This is a genomic window from Pseudoalteromonas sp. XI10 (assembly GCF_001469895.1).
Taxonomy (GTDB): Bacteria; Pseudomonadota; Gammaproteobacteria; order Enterobacterales; family Alteromonadaceae; genus Pseudoalteromonas.
In genome coordinates this window covers 96,172-114,027 of the sequence record NZ_LOPY01000051.1, presented here as the reverse complement: position 1 = coordinate 114,027, position 17,856 = coordinate 96,172, and the positions used below count along the sequence as shown (strand labels likewise).

Genomic DNA, 17,856 nt, shown 5'->3' with positions numbered 1-17,856 from the left:
TTGCCAATTCATGTAAGAACTAGGAAAGTCGACTTATGAATCAACCAAGACGGCATCAAAAGGTGAGTGATGTCTTTTCGCAAAAGCTGGTATCGTGTCCTGCGCATACGCCTTTGGTCGATGCGGTAAGGTTGATGCATGTTCACAATGTGACGGCGATTTTTATCAAGCATGAGCAGTCTGTTGTTGGGATTTGGACTGAGGCTGATTGTTTGAAAATTGACATCAGCAGCCCGATCTATAAGAACCTTGCCATTCACGAGGTCATGTCGGCGCCTGTTATTACAGTACCAAATCAATGCTCTGTCAGTGATGCAACCCTGCGTTTTCAACAGCATGGCATTCGTCATTTATTGGTGATGGATAGTGAGAATCAGCCTGCAGGTATGTTGAACTTATCTGATATTGTGCATAACCAAGGTTTGGACCACTACCTACAATTTCGACCTATTCATGAGCAGTATCGCACTGATCTAGAGATAGTTGATGCGCAAACACCGATAGAAGAGGTTGTGCAACTGATGCGCGCAGGCCGCCTTGATAGTGTACTTGTTTATAACCGAGAGCTTGAACTGCACGGTATTATTACTCAGCGTGATATTGTTGAACTGATCATTCAAACCGAGTGGCTAAATCCTTGTTGGCAATATGCCAGCTACCCGCTCATTGAAATTGATTGTGAAAGCAGTTTATTTGATGCGTATCGCACTATGACAGAGCGTAATGTGCGTCATTTAGTGGTTCGAGATGATGAAATTTGCGGGGTGATATCATTTGCTGATTTGATCACAGAGATTGAGTCAGCTTATTGCTGCGAGCTTGAGCGGGCCATAGAGCAGCGTGATATTGCTTTGCAAAAGTCACAACGTAACCTGTTTTTAGCAAATAAAATTATTGATGCCTCACTCGATGGCATTATGTTAACCCGTAAAGACGGCACTATTATTCAAGTTAACCCTGCTTTTACTAAACTGACCGGCTTTGCTGAGCATGAAGTAATCGGTAAGCGTCCCAATATTTTAAGCTCTACAAAACATAGCCGTTCGTTTTATCAAAAAATGTGGCATGCCATTGAATATGAAGGGGTCTGGCAAGGGGAGATCTGCAATTGCAAAAAAGATGGTGAAGAGTTTGTAGAGTGGCTCACCATTATCCAGATTAAAGACCCTAACTTTGATGAAGTGCTTTATGCGGCAATTTTTAGCGACATTACAGAGCGCAAACGTGCCGAAGAAAAAATTGCCCAGCTTGCCTATTACGACGAATTAACCGGCCTGCCTAATCGACGCTTATTTCATGACAGACTCTCTATTGCACTGAGTTCTGCTAAACGAAACCATGATCTATTAGCGGTGATGTTTATCGACTTAGACCGCTTTAAAGAGGTTAACGACAGCTTAGGGCATGACGCTGGTGATAACTTATTGCAGCAAGTGGCAGAGCGTATTTTATCAATTCTTCCTGAAGGGGATACTCTTGCGCGCTTAGGTGGCGATGAGTTTGTTTTATTATGCGAAGTAAACCGGGTTGAAACACTGCTCAACTTTGCCGAACAAGTATTACAGCAGGTGAGTATGCCGCTTGCTATTAACGAGCATGTGGTTGCAATTACAGCTTCTATTGGCGCAGCGGTTTACCCTGATGATGGCGTAGATAGCGCTACACTGCTCAAGCATGCTGATATTGCTATGTACCGTGCTAAAGAAGTGGGACGTAATTCATTTCAATTATTCAAACCTGCGATGAATGCACGCTCTTTAGAGCGATTGGCTATGATGAGCCGATTACAAAACGCCATAGAAAGCGATGAGTTTGAGCTTTATTTCCAACCTAAGCAGGAGTTAAATTCAGGCAAAATTTTAGGGGTAGAGGCACTCTTACGTTGGCATGAACCGAACCTTGGGGTGATATCACCCGCTAAATTTATTCCCCTTGCTGAAGAACTAGGCCTAATTGTGAAACTTGATTTATGGGTCATCGAGCAAGCTTGTAAAGAGTTAGAAAAATGGCAGCAACAAGGCATTGAAGCAGGGCGCTTAGCAATTAATATCTCGGCAAATCACTTACGTCAGGGGCAACTAGCGTCGAATGTTGAGCGCTTACTTGAGCGTTACGATGTAGACCCTCACAAGCTTGAAGTAGAGCTTACTGAAAGCTGTTTTATCAGCCACTTTAGTGAGGCTAAGCAAGAGTTACTCGCGCTTAAAAAGTTAGGAGTGCATATAACGTTAGATGACTTTGGCACGGGCTATTCGGCCTTAAGTTACTTAACTAAACTGCCAATTGATACGTTAAAAATAGATGCCAGCTTTATCGCAAAAGTGCCCGATGAATACGGTAATAGTGAAATTGTTACGGCGATTATTAGCCTTGCGAAAAGCTTGAGTATTCATGTTGTCGCAGAAGGGGTAGAGAAGGTAGAGCAGTTAAATTACTTACGTTCACTTAACTGCGATACCATTCAAGGCTATTACTTTTGCCGCCCAATAGCGAAGCAGCAATGGTATGATTTTTATCTCAATAGCGAAAAAAGTGCCTAAGCTAGGCTAATTTCGTAAGAAGTGAACTTACGAATATTAATGACGCCAGTATCAAAAATTAAGTACTGGCCTTTAATGCCTTTTAAAGTACCCGATACTTCTGGTGCTTTATCAAAATTAAAAGAGCTGATTTTGCTTGGGTATTCACTTACTGGGTAGTCTAGCTCAACTACATCTTCATCGAGCTTTTCAATGGCTGTTGCGCCAAATAGCTCTGCAAGTTCACTCAACTTAGCATCAATCTGTGGGATCAACTCTGCAGCAGCAGCTTTTAAATCAATCGCTTCAGATTGGCCTTTTAGCATGTTTCGCCAATTGGTTTTATCAGCAATAAACTCGGCTAAGGCAACCTCAACTAAACCCGATTGAAGACGGGTTTGTACTTTGAAGATAGGTAAAGCTTGCGTCGCACCTTGGTCAATCCAGCGTGTAGGAATTTGAGTATGGCGGGTAATACCTACTTTTAGGCCTGAGGTGTTGGCTAAATACACGTAATGCGGGATCATGCAGTTTTCTTCACCCCACTGTGGCTCACGACAGGTGCCTTTATCAAAGTGGCACGTTTCAGGTTTCATGATACACATGTCACAGCTAGCCAGTTTGCGCATACAGACAAAACAGTGGCCTTGAGAGTAGCTTTTCTTGGTTTTCTTACCACAGTTACAGCAAAAAATATTGCCGGTAAAAGTCAGTGTGAGCGGCTTACCAATATAGTCATTTAATGAAACTAGCTCATCACCGATAGGTAATTGATATTCGACAGGAGAGGTCAGTGTCGACTTTAATTTTCTGATCGTACCTTGCATCTTTACATGGCCCCTAAAGATGTTAAAAAGGGCAGTGTAACACGGCCTATTTAAATTGTGAGGCAATAAAGCTTAGATACTCATTAATCGGTACCGCTTTGCTGTAATAATAGCCTTGCCCTTGATCTGCGCCCATCTTGATCAGCATTTTTTCTGTTTCTTGGTCTTCAATGCCTTCGATGGTGATATTCATATCAAGGTTATGGGCCATATCAATAGCCGTTTTTACCACTACCTGGTTGGTGGTGTTATTCACTAAATCAAGAATAAAGCTCTTATCGACTTTGATCGTGCTAAATGAATAATTTACTAAGTAGTTCAACGACGAGTAACCAGTACCAAAATCATCGAGTACTACCTTGCTACCGAGTTTATTAAGTTCGCTGATAAAGCTGACCATTTCATCATGGTTTTTGATAAGCGCAAATTCAGTCAATTCAAACTTTAACTGATCCGCAGTTATGCCATGCTTTAAAATGGTGTTTTCAACTTTTTCGACAAGCTTAGGAATAGCTAGATTCTTGGCACTTAAATTAACGCTAATGGTATGCTCGCGATAGCCTTGTCGATTAAGCTGGGCAGCAGCTAGGCAAGCCTGATCAATCACCCATAAGCTCAACTCGTTAATTAAACCAGTACGTTCAGCCAATAAAATGAGTTGCTCAATGTCCAGGTATTTACCCGCTGTAGGCCAGCGTAACAATGCCTCTGCGCCACAGATAGCACCATTGCGTAAATTAATAATGGGCTGTAAGTAAATGGCTAAGGTATTGCTTCGCATTGCTTGTTGTAACTCAGCGGCAAGGCTGACATCCATATCGATATGCGGTGTAGTAAAGTCGATGTTTTGCTGTTTTTGTGACAACCCTAAATAGCCACGTTGTAGCCAAATATCAAAGCCATCATCACTCACTGGCTCAGTAATGCTATAGCGGTAGTAAAGCTGCAGGTCTAAGCCTGCCACTTTATATTGCTTAGGCAGCTGTTTGCATAAGTTGCTAAGCTCCTGGTGAAGCTCTGCTTGTGATTGAATTTTGGTAGAAATAAAAGCCAGTACACCATTGCCTAAATCAGCTACTTTTGGACTGTTATCTAGCGCTGACTCTAAATTAATAAATTGCCTATTTTTATTTATTTGATGCTCTAGAGATTGGGCCACAGTGATAATTATTTGGCTGCTTTGGCTTGGCTTTAGAATACTCATTAGGGCGTTAAATTGCTCGATTTTCACTAAACAAAGATTAGCGAGTCTTTGCTCCGAGGTAATCGCCATATAGGCTTGTTTGAGCATTGCTTGGTTGAGTAGCTCAGTTTGTTGGGTATGGGTTGCATGATACAGCGCTTTTTCACGTTGATAACGCACCCGGTCTGCCAGCGCCATTGCCATAAGCACAATCTCACAGAGAATGGCGACTAAAAATATGTGCCTAACTGCAAAGCTGTAGGGAATAAAGCCTGTAAGTTCTAATGGCTGAATGGCTGCACCTACAATCAATGGCACCCACGACATGACATAAAACTTTGCCCACCGAAAACCGCTCACCAACTTTTTGTAAATCATGCAAATACATAAAATGTATAACGGCACCATGATGGCAAAAAATATTTTTGAAGAATGGTATTCCAGCATAAAAAAGCTGATAAGACTGAGGCTGAACAGCAGGGCTAAAAAGCTGATACTGAGCTTGTATAAGCGGCAATTATCTTTATGGTAGCGTAAGAACATGGTGCAAAACGCGACGGTGAAAAATGCAATCGCGTAGTTACTGAACACCACTTGCTCATTAAAAAAGATTTGCCACGATAACGGCCATAAATAAAAACCAAAGCCGAGCACTGAGCCCATAAGTAGCAAGGCTGAGATGATGTAGCCTATATAAATAAGATAGACGCGGTCACGGATCCCTAAAAATAATACCAAGTTATACAGGGCTGCCATGATCAGCACACCAATGAAGATCCCCCAAATTCCTGATTGCGAACGTAGTAGATCTTGAAACTCTTTTTCACCATAAATATTAATAGGTGTTTTGCTAATACCCACCGTATCTATTTTTATAATGAGGGATGTTTGCTCATAGCCCTGCATTGTAAGCATGCTGTGCGGTGTACTGTATTGAAACAAACTAAGACCAGATACTTTATCACCCAGCTCGGTTGTATCTATAAGCTGGCCCTTATCATCAACATGATAAACGCTAAGATAATCAACCATAGGGTTATCAAAGTGAATCGCCAGCTCAACAGGCTTTGCTTGGCGGTTTTCTAAATCAAGCTTTAACCAATAATCTTGCGCCGCTAAATCCCACTCAACATCTTTAAAAGGGCGCTGTTTAAGTTTGTCTGGTTCAGCTAAAAACTGCTCGAGAGTCAGCGCTTTACTACTATCTATTCGATAAGCTGTATTACTGTAGATGGGGGCTGTTTTATCTATGGTGTAGCGGGTAGGGCTGGCTAAATGTGCAGCTAGGGTAGCAATGATAAAAAACAAAATTGTCAGAATAAGAAATGAAACAAAGTTATATTTCAGTGCTTTATTATTCAAAATTAGTTCTTTATCTAGGTAAATGTTCTTAACAGTGTAGCATTAAAAAAGCGCAGATAAACTGCGCTTTTTCAGAATTAGACTGGTTTGACCTTAATTCTGTTCGCGAGCAATTGCACGGTAAGCGATATCAGTACGATATTCCATGCCTTCCCAGCTGATTTGTTCAACCAGTTTATAAGCACGTTGTTGCGCTTCGGTTACTGTGTTGCCAAGTGCAGTAGCACAAAGCACACGACCGCCAGCAGTTACAACGTTTTCGCCATCTTGCTTAGTACCTGCGTGGAATACTTTCTCACCTTCAGGGTAAGTAACTTGCAAGCCGCTGATTGCATCACCTTTCGGGTAGCTATCTGGGTAGCCTTTAGCAGCTAATACAACACCTACTGCTGCACGCGGGTCGAACTCGATTACTGTTTTATCTAGTTCTTCACGGTTAGCCGCTTCGATAAGCTCAACAAGGTCAGACTTAAGACGAAGCATCATAGGTTGTGTTTCAGGGTCGCCAAAACGACAGTTGTATTCGATTACTTTTGGCGTACCATCAGCAGTGATCATCAAACCAGCGTATAAGAAACCAGTGTATGGGTGGCCTTCTTTTGCCATACCTTCAACCGTTGGGTTGATCACTTCGTTCATAATGCGTTGGTGAATTTCATCAGTCACCACAGGAGCCGGTGAGTATGCACCCATGCCGCCAGTGTTTGGACCTTGGTCACCGTTGTAAGCGCGTTTGTGATCTTGGCTAGTTGCGAATGGCAGTACGTTTTTGCCATCAACCATCACAATGAAAGAGGCTTCTTCACCTTCTAAGAACTCTTCGATAACCACGCGGCTACCCGCTTCACCAAAGCTGTTGCCTGCAAGCATATCGCGGATAGCTTCTTCAGCTTCAAGCTCAGTCATTGCAACAATAACGCCTTTACCTGCTGCTAAGCCATCAGCTTTAATTACAATAGGCGCACCTTTTTCTTTTAGGTAAGCAAGTGCAGGATCGATTTGTTCAAACGTTTGGTAGTCAGCAGTTGGGATGTCGTGACGTGCTAAGAAGTCTTTAGTGAATGACTTAGAGCCTTCTAGCTGTGCAGCACCTGCTGTTGGGCCGAAGATAGCTAAACCGTTTTCACGGAATGTATCAACTACACCTAAAACAAGCGGTACTTCTGGACCAACAATAGTTAACTCAACGTTGTTTTCTTTAGCAAAAGTAACTAAACCTGCTAGGTCTTCAACGTTGATAGCTACGTTTTCAAGTTTTGGCTCTAGTGCAGTACCTGCGTTACCAGGAGCAACGAAAACGGTGTTTACTTTAGTATTTTGTGCAGCCTTAAACGCAAGAGCGTGTTCGCGGCCGCCACTGCCGATGACAAGTACATTCATGGCGTATAATCCTATTTATAGCGGTTTTTTAAACTTCAGCGTCATACGATCACTCTCACCAATTGCTTTATATTTAGCAGCGTCTTTTTCGTCAAGTGCTAAACGTGGTGGTAGTGTCCACACCCCTTTAGGGTGATCCGCTGTATCAAGAGGGTTTGCATTAATGTCACTGCTTGCCACTAGTTCAAAGCCAGCTTGCTTTGCAATTTCAATTACATAGCTTTGCTTCATATAACCTGATGATTTCTGATCTTCGTCGCTGCGCGCTTCAGGTAGGCGGTGTTCAACCACACCTAAAGTGCCGCCTGGTTTAAGTGCTTTATAAAATGCTTTAAACGCACTTAACGCGCCTTCTTTATCTTTACCCATGTACCAGTTGTGTACATTTCTAAATGTTAAGACAAGATCTGCGCTACCCGCTGGTGCAATATCAAGATGTGTTACTGGCGCAAATTCAGTTAGTTTAACTTCACTGAAGCGTGCGTCATCGCTCATCTTTTTCTTAAAACCAGCTAATGAACGTTGGTAATAACCCACCTCAGAATCAGCAGGGAAATGTGCCGCGTAGTAAACACCATGGCCTTTTACAGCTGGCGCAAGAATTTCGCTATACCAGCCACCGCCCGGTGCAATTTCAACAACTGTCATGTTTGGCTTAAAGCCAAAGAACTCAAGTGTCTCAACTGGATGGCGATATTTATCACGTGCGCTATTTTTAGCATCACGTTCGCTTGATTGCACAGCTTGTGTAAGCGCTGATTCATGAGAATGGCTTAAAGCCTGTGCTGATGTCAGTGCAAGGCTTGCAACAAGTAACGATTTTACGGCAAATTTCATCATCTGTTCCTTCATTATATGGGTAATTATTATTATTAATCAGAATACGTGAATTTGTGGCAAACAAAAAGGGTTAAGCTATGTGCTTAACCCTTTATGTGATTAGTGGCGGAAATGGCGCATACCTGTAAATACCATTGCCATACCAGCTTCGTCAGCTGCAGCGATAACTTCTTCATCGCGCATTGAACCACCTGGTTGAATAACAGCTGTGATGCCAGCCTCTGCTGCTGCATCAATACCGTCACGGAATGGGAAGAATGCATCCGATGCCATAACTGAACCTTTTACTTCAAGGTTTTCGTCAGCGGCTTTGATACCAGCAATTTTCGCTGAATAAACACGGCTCATTTGACCTGCGCCTACACCGATAGTCATACCGTCACGTGCGTAAACGATTGCGTTAGACTTAACGAATTTAGCTACTTTCCAGCAGAATAATAAATCTTTTAATTCTTGCTCAGTTGGTTGACGCTTCGATACAACTTTAAGGTCGCCTTGCGTTACCATGCCTAGGTCGCGGTCTTGAACTAGAATACCGCCATTAACACGCTTGATGTCGTGACCTGTTGCATTACCAGACCACTCACCACATTCTAATAAACGTACGTTTTGCTTAGCAGATACGATTTGGGCTGCAGCTTCAGATACTTTAGGTGCAATGATAACTTCAACGAATTGACGAGCAACAATAGCTTCAGCTGTGTCTGCATCAAGTTCTTTGTTGAATGCGATGATGCCACCAAATGCTGATGTAGGGTCAGTTTTGAATGCGCGATCATAAGCTTCAAGAATGTTGTCACCAATTGACACACCACAAGGGTTCGCATGTTTTACGATAACACACGCTGGTACGTCGAATTCTTTTACACACTCTAATGCTGCGTCAGTATCAGCAATGTTGTTGTAAGAAAGTGCTTTACCTTGCAGTTGAACTGCAGTCGCAACAGATGCTTCAGTTAGGTCGTTTTCAACATAAAAAGCAGCGTCTTGGTGTGAGTTCTCACCGTAGCGCATATCTTGCTTTTTAGTGAACTGCATGTTGATAGTACGTGGGAATTTAGTCTCTTCAGCAGCTTCCTCTGTGTAGTCAGGAACCATTTTGCCGAAGTAGTTTGCAATCATGCCATCGTACTGAGCTGTGTGCTCGTAAGCAGCAATAGCTAAATCAAAACGTGTTTTATACGTTGTTGAACCGTTGTTGCTTTGCATTTCGCTGATCACACGGTCGTAATCTTTTGCATTAACTACGATAGTTACGTCTTTATGGTTTTTCGCCGCAGCGCGAACCATAGTTGGACCACCGATATCAATGTTTTCAATCGCATCTTCTAGGCTGCAGTCTTCTTTCGCAACAGTGTTTGCGAAGGGGTATAAGTTAACTACAACGATATCGATAGCAGAGATGTTGTGATCCTCCATTACGTCTTCATCTTGACCGCGACGCGCTAAGATGCCGCCGTGAATTTTTGGATGAAGTGTTTTTACGCGACCATCCATGATCTCAGGGTGACCAGTATGGTCAGATACTTCAGTGACTTTAATGCCGTTATCAGCAAGTAATTTGCAAGTACCGCCAGTTGATAAAATATCCACGCCTTGTGCTTCAAGAGCGCGAGCAAATTCAACGATACCGGTTTTATCTGACACACTTAATAGTGCGCGACGAATTGGACGATGTGTATCCATTGTAGTTTTGATTACCTCAATGTTTGAGCTAGCTTAGAAAGGCGGTATTTTAACTGAATCTGCTTTAAAAAACGACGTTTAAAGCGTGAGGATTTTGCATAGTTTTTAACAGCTATAAAAAAAGCACCCTAAGGTGCTTTTTTCAAATAACTTATTACCAGTTACTATGAAGCTGTAAGCAATTATAACGATGGCTCGTTAGAATGATTACGGATTCAATATAACGGGTATTAGTTCATGCCGTACTTTTTAAGTTTCTTACGTAAAGTACCACGGTTGATACCTAGTAAGATTGCAGCACGAGTTTGGTTACCACGCGTGTACGTCATTACTTCTTCAAGTAATGGTGCTTCTAGCTCAGAAAGAACAAGGTCGTATACGTCTTGTACGTCTTGACCATTAAGTTGCTTTAAGTAGTGATGAACAGCTTTTTTCACTGCATCACGCAACGGCTGTGGTTTCTCGTGTGACTGTACATGAGGGTTTGTGATAAATGGAGAAGTCACGTTTTGTTCGAACATCGTTATATGTCTCTTTCTTTCTTAGTTAGCTGCTAGTGTTTTAAAGTATTCTTCTAATGCGTCGACTTGTGCCTGTGGGTTATCTAACGCATTAAATACTCGCCTAAACTGACCGTCACTGTCATGGGTTTGCAAATACCAAGATACATGCTTTCGAGCGATACGCGCTCCCATTGGCTCCCCGTAAAACTGATGAAGATTGTCTAAATGCTCCATCAAAATGCTGCGCACTTCTGAAATTTCAGGTGCTGGCAAATGTTCTCCAGTTCGCAAATAGTGGTCTATCTCCCTAAAAATCCAAGGGCGACCTTGGGCGGCTCGACCAATCATAATGGCATCTGCACCCGTATAATCCAAAACCTGCTTTGCTTTTTCTGGTGAAGTAATATCACCATTGGCAACGACAGGGATAGACACTGAACGTTTAATATCCCTAATTGTGGCGTACTCTGCTTCACCTTTATACATACATGCGCGCGTTCGCCCGTGTACTGCCAGTGAGGCAATGCCATAACGTTCAGCTATTCTCGCAATCTCGACACCATTACGGTTATCCTGATCCCATCCGGTACGGATTTTTAAAGTGACAGGGACATCGACAGCATTAACAACGGCATCGAGTATCTCTTCTACTAATTCAGGAAACTGTAATAAGGCAGAGCCTGCGAGTTTCTTATTCACTTTTTTAGCTGGGCACCCCATATTGATATCTATGATCTGTGCACCATTGCTGACATTGAATTGTGCTGCCTGTGCCATAAGCTCAGGATCGGCTCCGGCGATTTGCACCGAACGAATTCCCGACTCACCGCTGTGATCCATACGGTTCATCGATTTTTCGGTTTTCCATACTTTCGGGTTTGACGAGAGCATTTCAGAAACAGCAAGGCCCGCACCTAAGCGACGGCAAAGTTGTCTAAATGGTCTGTCTGTAATGCCTGCCATTGGCGCGACAATTACATTGTTCTCAAGTTGGTATGAACCGATACGCACTGTTATTCAATTGGCCTCTTTTCAAGGGGCGCTAAGTTTACGGCTTTTTTAGCAAAAATCAAAGGCTATAAATTGAACAAAAGTGACTTTTTTTTGCTCTTTTCGTATTGACTTTTGATAACAGTTTGACGGGCTGGTTGATTTGTTTGATATTTGAACAGAAAAAATTTTACTCACAAAAAAGTGAGAAACTACTAACTGTAAAAATAAGGTAAAGCCTGTTAAATACTGGCTTTACCTATTATGTTTGAGTAAATACTCTAGTGCTATTTAGGCTTTCTTGATGCCGCTTACTCGGGTCCATTCACCCTCAACAGCCACGTCATCAAGTGCTAAAAACGGGGCATAAACATCGGCTACAGACTGAGCTTGTTCTTCTAAAATACCTGACATAGCAATTTTACCATTCGGTTTTAAAAGGCCTAAAATCACTTCATGTAGTTCGCGAAGTGGTTGAGCTAAGATGTTTGCAACCACAATATCGGCTTTAAACTCTGGCTGATCTTCAGGTAAATACACTTCAAGTTTATCTGCAACGCCATTACGTTTTGCATTATCGCGGCTTGCTTCAATAGCTTGAGGGTCAATATCGATACCGATCATACGCTCTGCGCCGAGTTTGATCGCTGCAATTCCTAAAATGCCCGAGCCACAACCAAAGTCGACCACAGTTTTACCTGTTAAGTCTTGGCTTTCTAGCCACTTTAAGCAAAGCGCAGTGGTTGCATGGGTACCTGTGCCAAAAGCAAGGCCAGGGTCGAGCAATACATTAACCGCATCAGGATCTGGAATATCACGCCAACTTGGACAGATCCATAAGCGCTCACCAAATTGAATAGGGTGGAAGTTATCCATCCACTCACGCTCCCAATCTTTATCTTCAAGCTGTTCAATTTTATAAACGAGCTTATCGGCGAGTGATGCTTCAGCATTTAATGTTGCTACAACGCTGTCCATATCATGGTTAGCGTCATACAGGCCAATCACAGTGGTATCAGCCCATAACTGCACAGTACCAAGTTTTGGCTCATAAATAGGGGTATCTTTGGCATCAACATAGGTGACTGACGCACTGCCAGTGTCCATGAGTAAGTCGCTGATTAATTCTGCGTTGTCTGCGTTTGCATTGATGCGAATTTGGATCCAAGCCATGAATATCTCTCGAATAGAAAAAAGGCCGCAACAGCGGCCTTTTAGTTAATAACGCGATACTAAATTACTTAGCATCTAAGAAGCTTTTCAGTAAGTCAGAGCGAGAAGGGTGACGTAACTTACGTAACGCTTTCGCTTCGATTTGACGAATACGCTCACGTGTTACGTCAAATTGTTTACCTACTTCTTCTAATGTATGGTCAGTGTTCATGTCGATACCGAAACGCATACGTAGTACTTTAGCTTCACGTGCTGTTAAGCCCGCTAGTACATCGTTTGTTGCGCCACGTAGTGATTCCATGGTTGCAGAATCAATAGGTGAGTCGATAGTGGTATCTTCAATGAAGTCACCTAAGTGCGAATCTTCATCATCACCGATTGGTGTTTCCATTGAAATTGGCTCTTTAGCGATTTTAAGTACCTTACGGATCTTGTCTTCAGGCATTAACATACGCTCAGCTAATTCTTCTGGGCTCGGCTCACGACCCATCTCTTGTAGCATTTGACGAGAGATACGGTTTAATTTGTTGATCGTCTCAATCATGTGCACAGGAATACGGATGGTACGTGCTTGGTCAGCAATCGAACGCGTGATTGCTTGACGGATCCACCATGTTGCATAAGTAGAGAACTTATAACCACGGCGGTATTCGAACTTATCAACCGCTTTCATTAGACCAATATTACCTTCTTGGATTAGGTCTAAGAACTGTAAACCACGGTTGGTGTATTTTTTCGCAATTGAAATTACAAGACGTAAGTTCGCTTCAACCATTTCTTTCTTCGCACGGCGAGCTTTCGCTTCACCAATACTCATGCGGCGGTTGATATCTTTAATTCGTTCGATGCTAAGGCCTGTGCTTTCTTCAATTGCACTTAGTTTGCTGATGCAACGAATGATTTCTGGTTTAACTGTTTCAAGTGCTACTGAGTATTTCTCGTTAGCAGCAATCTCAAGGTCAATCCAGCTTGTGTCAGTTTCGTTGTTAGCAAAGTGCTTGATAAAGCTCTTTTTCGGTAACTTAGCAATTTGTACAGCTTGTTTCATGATGATACGTTCTTGTACACGAACGCGGTCCATCATTTCACGCATGTTGTTAACCATGCGATCAAACTGTTTTGGCACTAATTTAAAGGTTTTAAATAGTTCGCCTATTTCTGCAATAGCTTCAAGTGAATCAGGGTGCGAGCGACCTTTTTCTTCGAACGTCACACGTGCTTTGTTATAAAGCTCACGTAAGTTCTCGAAGTGAATACGAGCTTCTTCAGGATCAGGACCTGTGTCGCCATCGCTATCATCATCGTCATCACTGTCGTCATCTTCATCATCGTCTTCGTCGTCTTCTTCGTCGAGTTGCTCTTCGTTTAACTCAGAACCGATGTGTGTTGCAGAGATTTGTGATTCTTCTTCATTATTAGGATCAAAGAAACCAGAGATAATGTCGCTTAAGCGCATTTCTTCTGCTTCGAACTTGTCCCATTGCTCTAGTAGATAAGTAATTGCTTCAGGGTATTCAGCAACTGAAATCTGTACTTGGTTAATACCTTCCTCAATACGCTTAGCGATAACGATTTCGCCTTCACGCGTAAGAAGTTCAACAGTACCCATTTCACGCATATACATACGTACAGGGTCAGTTGTTCGACCGATCTCTTTTTCTACAGTCGCAAGTGCAGCTGCCGCGGCTTCTGCTGCGTCTTCGTCTGTCGTTGTTTCTTGCATCATTAATTCATCGGCATCAGGTGCGTTTTCACTTACCTTGATACCCATATCATTAATCATGCTAATGATATCTTCTACCTGATCTGAGTCGATAATGTCTTGTGGAAGGTGATCATTAACTTCTGCAAAAGTTAAATAACCTTGCTCTTTACCTTTTTGAATCAGAAGCTTTAATTGTGACTGAGGAGTTGGATCCATAGAGATTTATTCTTCCACTCTGAAAGTTGATACAACAGGCGCCAGCTCGCTTACTAATTAAGCGACACGAAAACTAACTAGACGCAGTGAATAGCACAGTATAACAGCATTATTCAATTCTGACTAGCTGTTGCTGCCTTTTAACGCTTGCGTCAGTAAGTGGCATTCTAGCCTTTCTTCGCTGCTTAAGCCTTGGGTCTTGTCTTTTATTAATAGGGTCTCTAGTCGATAATTTAAACACTGGTCTTCAATAAATTTAAAAGTATTTTTAAAAACCGTCTCTAAACGATCGTCATTTATTTGGTGCTGCCAAGTTGCTAGTTTCACTAGCGCGTCATATTCAGCGCCATCCCTAAATGACTCTAAAATTTGTGCCGTCGTGATACCTTCACGTTCTAGTGCTAAGTGCTGAATGCGTAAAAATAGCTCAATACCGGCTATTTTCATCTCAGCTAACTCTGGCATATAAGCAATGCTGGTCGCCAAATTTGGGTGTTGTAATAAAATACCAATCGCTTGGCGCATCGGCGTTATTTTAAATTTACGCTCAATCGCATGCTGTTGCTTTGGCGACTTAACGCGATTATTTAATTGCTCTCTTGTTCGACCAATTAAGCGGCCAAGATGTTCCAAAATATTTTCTTGGTAAAAATCACTAGGGATTTTTTCAATTAATGGCAGGGCATCACTAAGGAGCTTTGCTTTACCTGCGTCTTGTGTAAGGTCTATCTCTTGGCTGAGTTTATTAAACAGCACCTTAGTAAAATCATCGGCTTCGCTTAACCTAGCTTCAAAAGCGTCTTTACCTTCTTTTTGTACCAGTGAATCAGGGTCTTCACCATCTGGTAAAAACACAAACTTTAACGACTTACCATCACCAAGATAAGGCAGTGCATTTTCTAGTGCACGCCAAGCTGCATCGCGGCCAGCACGGTCACCGTCGTAGCAGCAAATCACTTTATCTGTGGTTCTAAATAAAGTGTGCATATGTTCTGCGGTTGTTGCTGTGCCAAGGGCGGCAACGGCATATTCGATGCCTTGCTCAGCTAAAGCAACAACATCCATATAACCTTCAACAATTAAAATATGTTCAAGTTTTTTATGTGCTTGCTTGGCTTCGTATAAACCATAAAGCTCAAAGCCTTTATGGAAAATACGGGTTTCTGGTGAGTTAAGGTATTTAGGACCTTGATCCGCTTGCATAACACGGCCACCAAAGGCAATCACCCGACCGCGTTTATCGCGAATAGGGAACATGAGTCGATCACGGAAGAAGTCAAATTGACGACCTGGCGACTTTTCAGAGGCTAGTTTTAGTTCTACAAGCTGCTCTTTTTGTTCTTTGTTGCGGCCAAGTTGCTGGCATAGCGCTTCCCATTCACTTGGCGCATAACCAATCATGAACTTTTTCGCTGTTTCACCGCTTAAACCACGACCCTTGATATAGTCGATAACCGTTTTCGAGTTGGCATGATGCTTTAATTGGTGCTGATAAAACCGAGCTGCATGTAACATTAAATCGTAATCAGAGCGCTTTTGTTCTGCAGTGCGTTGTGGGCCGGAGCTTGTGCCTTGTTCGCGAGGTACGTCTAAATTGAGCATACTCGCTAATTCTTCAATAGCATCGACGAATTCTAATTTGTCGTATTCCATGACAAACGAAATTGCATTGCCATTGGCACCACAACCAAAGCAGTGGTAAAACTGTTTATCTTGAGAAACGGTAAATGAAGGTGATTTTTCGTTATGGAATGGGCAACAGGCTTGGTAGTCTTTACCTGCTTTTTTAAGGCCAACTCTCGAATCAATTAACTCAACAATATCTGTGCGAGCGAGTAAATCATCAATAAACTGTCGAGGGATCTTTCCGGCCATAGCTGTTGTATTTTCCTGCGCTATCTATGCGTTGTAAAATAAGATTTGAACACAATTACTGTGTTTATGAAAGACTAAAAGCAAGAAACCGAGCACTAGGCTCGGTTTGCTTGAATCATACATCTGTATGTGGGGGTTAGGCAGTTAATCGTTGCTTGATTAAGCCAGAAATCTTACCTAAATCGGCACGACCCTCAGCTTTGCTTTTGATAACTCCCATTACCTTACCCATGTCTTGCATACCCGCTGCGTTTGTATCAGCTATAGCCGAGTCAATAAGAGCAATGATTTCTTCTTCACTCAATTGTTGAGGTAAGAATTCTTCAAGTGCTTTAATCTCACTGGCTTCAATTTCAGCTAAATCTTCACGACCCGCATCAATGTACTGGGTGTAAGAATCGCGACGTTGCTTAACAAGCTTTACTAAAACAGCGGTAATACCGTCGTCATCAAGCGTAATTTGCTCGTCAATCTCACGTTGCTTGATTGCAGCAAGTACCATGCGGATAGGCTTAAGACGTTCTTTGTCTTTTGCCTTCATCGCATCTTTTTGCGCATCTTTTAGCGTTAATAAAAGGCTCATTTATACAAGACCAAATACTGATTAGTATAATTTAACGCGACGTGCGTTATCGCGAGAAAGCTTCTTCATGTGACGCTTTACTGCAGCAGCTTTTTTACGCTTACGCTCAGCTGTTGGTTTTTCATAGTGCTCGCGACGACGAACTTCTGAAAGGATACCTGCTTTTTCACATGAACGCTTGAAGCGACGAAGTGCTACGTCAAACGGTTCGTTCTCTCTTACTTTAATTACTGGCATTAAAAATTCACCTACCTAAATAATGAGCGTTGCTCAAGTTGATCGAATAACGACCAAGTGGTTCAAAAATGGTGCGGTATTGTAATCCGAAGCAACACCACATGTAAAGAATAATATTAACAGAAACTAGGTTTGCAAAACAGAGTTAATTTGTCTCGCGTTGATATAGCCGACAAATTACTTGTCCGGCAGCTTTTTCTTTTAAAAGCATCCAGTTATCTGGAGTATCTAGGTCGCTTAGTTCGCTTTCGACCTCAACATATATAAGTGCTTGGGCAGATAACCAGTTATTTTTTTCGAGTAAAAAACAACTTTTTTCAGCCAAGTTTTGTCGAAATGGCGGATCAACAAAAATTAGATCAAATTGCTCGTTTTGCGTGTTTTGTTCTAATAATGAAAGGCTATTGCCTTGTTTTACGACGGCATTATCCAATTTAAGGGTGCTAATGTTTTCTTTTAGTTGGCTAGCGGCACTTTTATCTAGTTCGAAAAATACAGCATGATCAGCAAAGCGCGATAACGCCTCAAAACCTAAACCGCCGGAACCGGCAAAGCAATCGAGTATCGCTGCGCCTCGGGTATCTTGCATTAGCCAGTTAAATACAGTTTCTTTTATACGGTCAGTGGTTGGGCGCAAGCCTTGCACATCTTTTACGGGTAATTTTCTACCGCGAAATTGCCCACTAATAATACGAATAAAACCATTTGCTGATTTATTGTTCGCTGCTTTTGCTTGGCGGTTAGCTGTTGATTTTTTTCTCATTTAACTCACTAATC

General features: G+C 42.3%; 14 protein-coding genes. 1 reads left to right on the top strand and 13 read right to left on the bottom strand.

Annotated features, from left to right (window positions below):
- Positions 1-35 precede the first annotated feature (35 nt).
- A complete protein-coding gene (locus AUR67_RS14750; protein ID WP_058585851.1) occupies positions 36-2,540 on the top strand; it encodes an EAL domain-containing protein in 2,505 nt (834 codons plus the stop codon).
- On the opposite strand, the gene AUR67_RS14745 is transcribed toward AUR67_RS14750, so the two are convergent.
- The 13 genes from AUR67_RS14745 to rsmD form a co-directional block, all read right to left on the bottom strand.
- Positions 2,537-3,346, bottom strand: a complete 810-nt coding sequence (locus AUR67_RS14745; RefSeq protein WP_058585850.1) for a DUF2797 domain-containing protein — start codon at positions 3,344-3,346, stop codon at positions 2,537-2,539. The genes AUR67_RS14750 and AUR67_RS14745 overlap by 4 nt on opposite strands.
- Positions 3,347-3,392: 46 nt before the next feature.
- Positions 3,393-5,891 carry an EAL domain-containing protein gene (locus AUR67_RS14740; RefSeq protein WP_058585849.1) on the bottom strand — a complete coding sequence of 833 codons (2,499 nt, stop codon included), beginning with the start codon at positions 5,889-5,891 and terminating at the stop codon, positions 3,393-3,395.
- Between the two features lie 93 nt (positions 5,892-5,984).
- Positions 5,985-7,271: a phosphoribosylamine--glycine ligase gene (purD, locus tag AUR67_RS14735; protein ID WP_058585848.1), complete on the bottom strand. Its 1,287-nt coding sequence runs from the start codon at positions 7,269-7,271 to the stop codon at positions 5,985-5,987.
- Positions 7,272-7,286: 15 nt separating this feature from the next.
- The gene (locus AUR67_RS14730; protein ID WP_058585847.1) at positions 7,287-8,108 is read right to left on the bottom strand and encodes a class I SAM-dependent methyltransferase; all 822 of its coding nucleotides are present in this window, start codon (positions 8,106-8,108) and stop codon (positions 7,287-7,289) included.
- A gap of 102 nt (positions 8,109-8,210) precedes the next feature.
- The gene (gene purH / locus AUR67_RS14725; RefSeq protein ID WP_054560984.1) at positions 8,211-9,797 is read right to left on the bottom strand and encodes a bifunctional phosphoribosylaminoimidazolecarboxamide formyltransferase/IMP cyclohydrolase; all 1,587 of its coding nucleotides are present in this window, start codon (positions 9,795-9,797) and stop codon (positions 8,211-8,213) included.
- Between the two features lie 230 nt (positions 9,798-10,027).
- On the bottom strand, positions 10,028-10,318 hold the full coding sequence (gene fis, locus AUR67_RS14720) for a DNA-binding transcriptional regulator Fis (RefSeq protein WP_002957804.1): 291 nt from the start codon (positions 10,316-10,318) through the stop codon (positions 10,028-10,030).
- 21 nt (positions 10,319-10,339) lie between these two features.
- Positions 10,340-11,311 (bottom strand): tRNA dihydrouridine synthase DusB, encoded by a 972-nt coding sequence (gene dusB, locus AUR67_RS14715; RefSeq protein WP_058585846.1) that lies wholly within the window; start codon positions 11,309-11,311, stop codon positions 10,340-10,342.
- A 270-nt stretch (positions 11,312-11,581) separates the two neighbouring features.
- The gene (gene prmA / locus AUR67_RS14710; protein WP_058585845.1) at positions 11,582-12,463 is read right to left on the bottom strand and encodes a 50S ribosomal protein L11 methyltransferase; all 882 of its coding nucleotides are present in this window, start codon (positions 12,461-12,463) and stop codon (positions 11,582-11,584) included.
- Positions 12,464-12,527: 64 nt separating this feature from the next.
- Complete coding sequence (gene rpoD / locus AUR67_RS14705) at positions 12,528-14,384, bottom strand: RNA polymerase sigma factor RpoD (RefSeq protein WP_058585844.1); 1,857 nt, start codon at positions 14,382-14,384, stop codon at positions 12,528-12,530.
- A gap of 123 nt (positions 14,385-14,507) precedes the next feature.
- Positions 14,508-16,259, bottom strand: coding sequence for a DNA primase (gene dnaG / locus AUR67_RS14700; RefSeq protein ID WP_054560980.1), 1,752 nt, complete (start codon positions 16,257-16,259; stop codon positions 14,508-14,510).
- A 136-nt stretch (positions 16,260-16,395) separates the two neighbouring features.
- Positions 16,396-16,842: a GatB/YqeY domain-containing protein gene (locus AUR67_RS14695; protein ID WP_054551044.1), complete on the bottom strand. Its 447-nt coding sequence runs from the start codon at positions 16,840-16,842 to the stop codon at positions 16,396-16,398.
- A gap of 21 nt (positions 16,843-16,863) precedes the next feature.
- Positions 16,864-17,079: a 30S ribosomal protein S21 gene (rpsU, locus tag AUR67_RS14690; RefSeq protein WP_002957797.1), complete on the bottom strand. Its 216-nt coding sequence runs from the start codon at positions 17,077-17,079 to the stop codon at positions 16,864-16,866.
- 145 nt (positions 17,080-17,224) lie between these two features.
- Positions 17,225-17,842, bottom strand: a complete 618-nt coding sequence (gene rsmD / locus AUR67_RS14685) for a 16S rRNA (guanine(966)-N(2))-methyltransferase RsmD (RefSeq protein ID WP_058585843.1) — start codon at positions 17,840-17,842, stop codon at positions 17,225-17,227.
- Positions 17,843-17,856 lie beyond the last annotated feature (14 nt).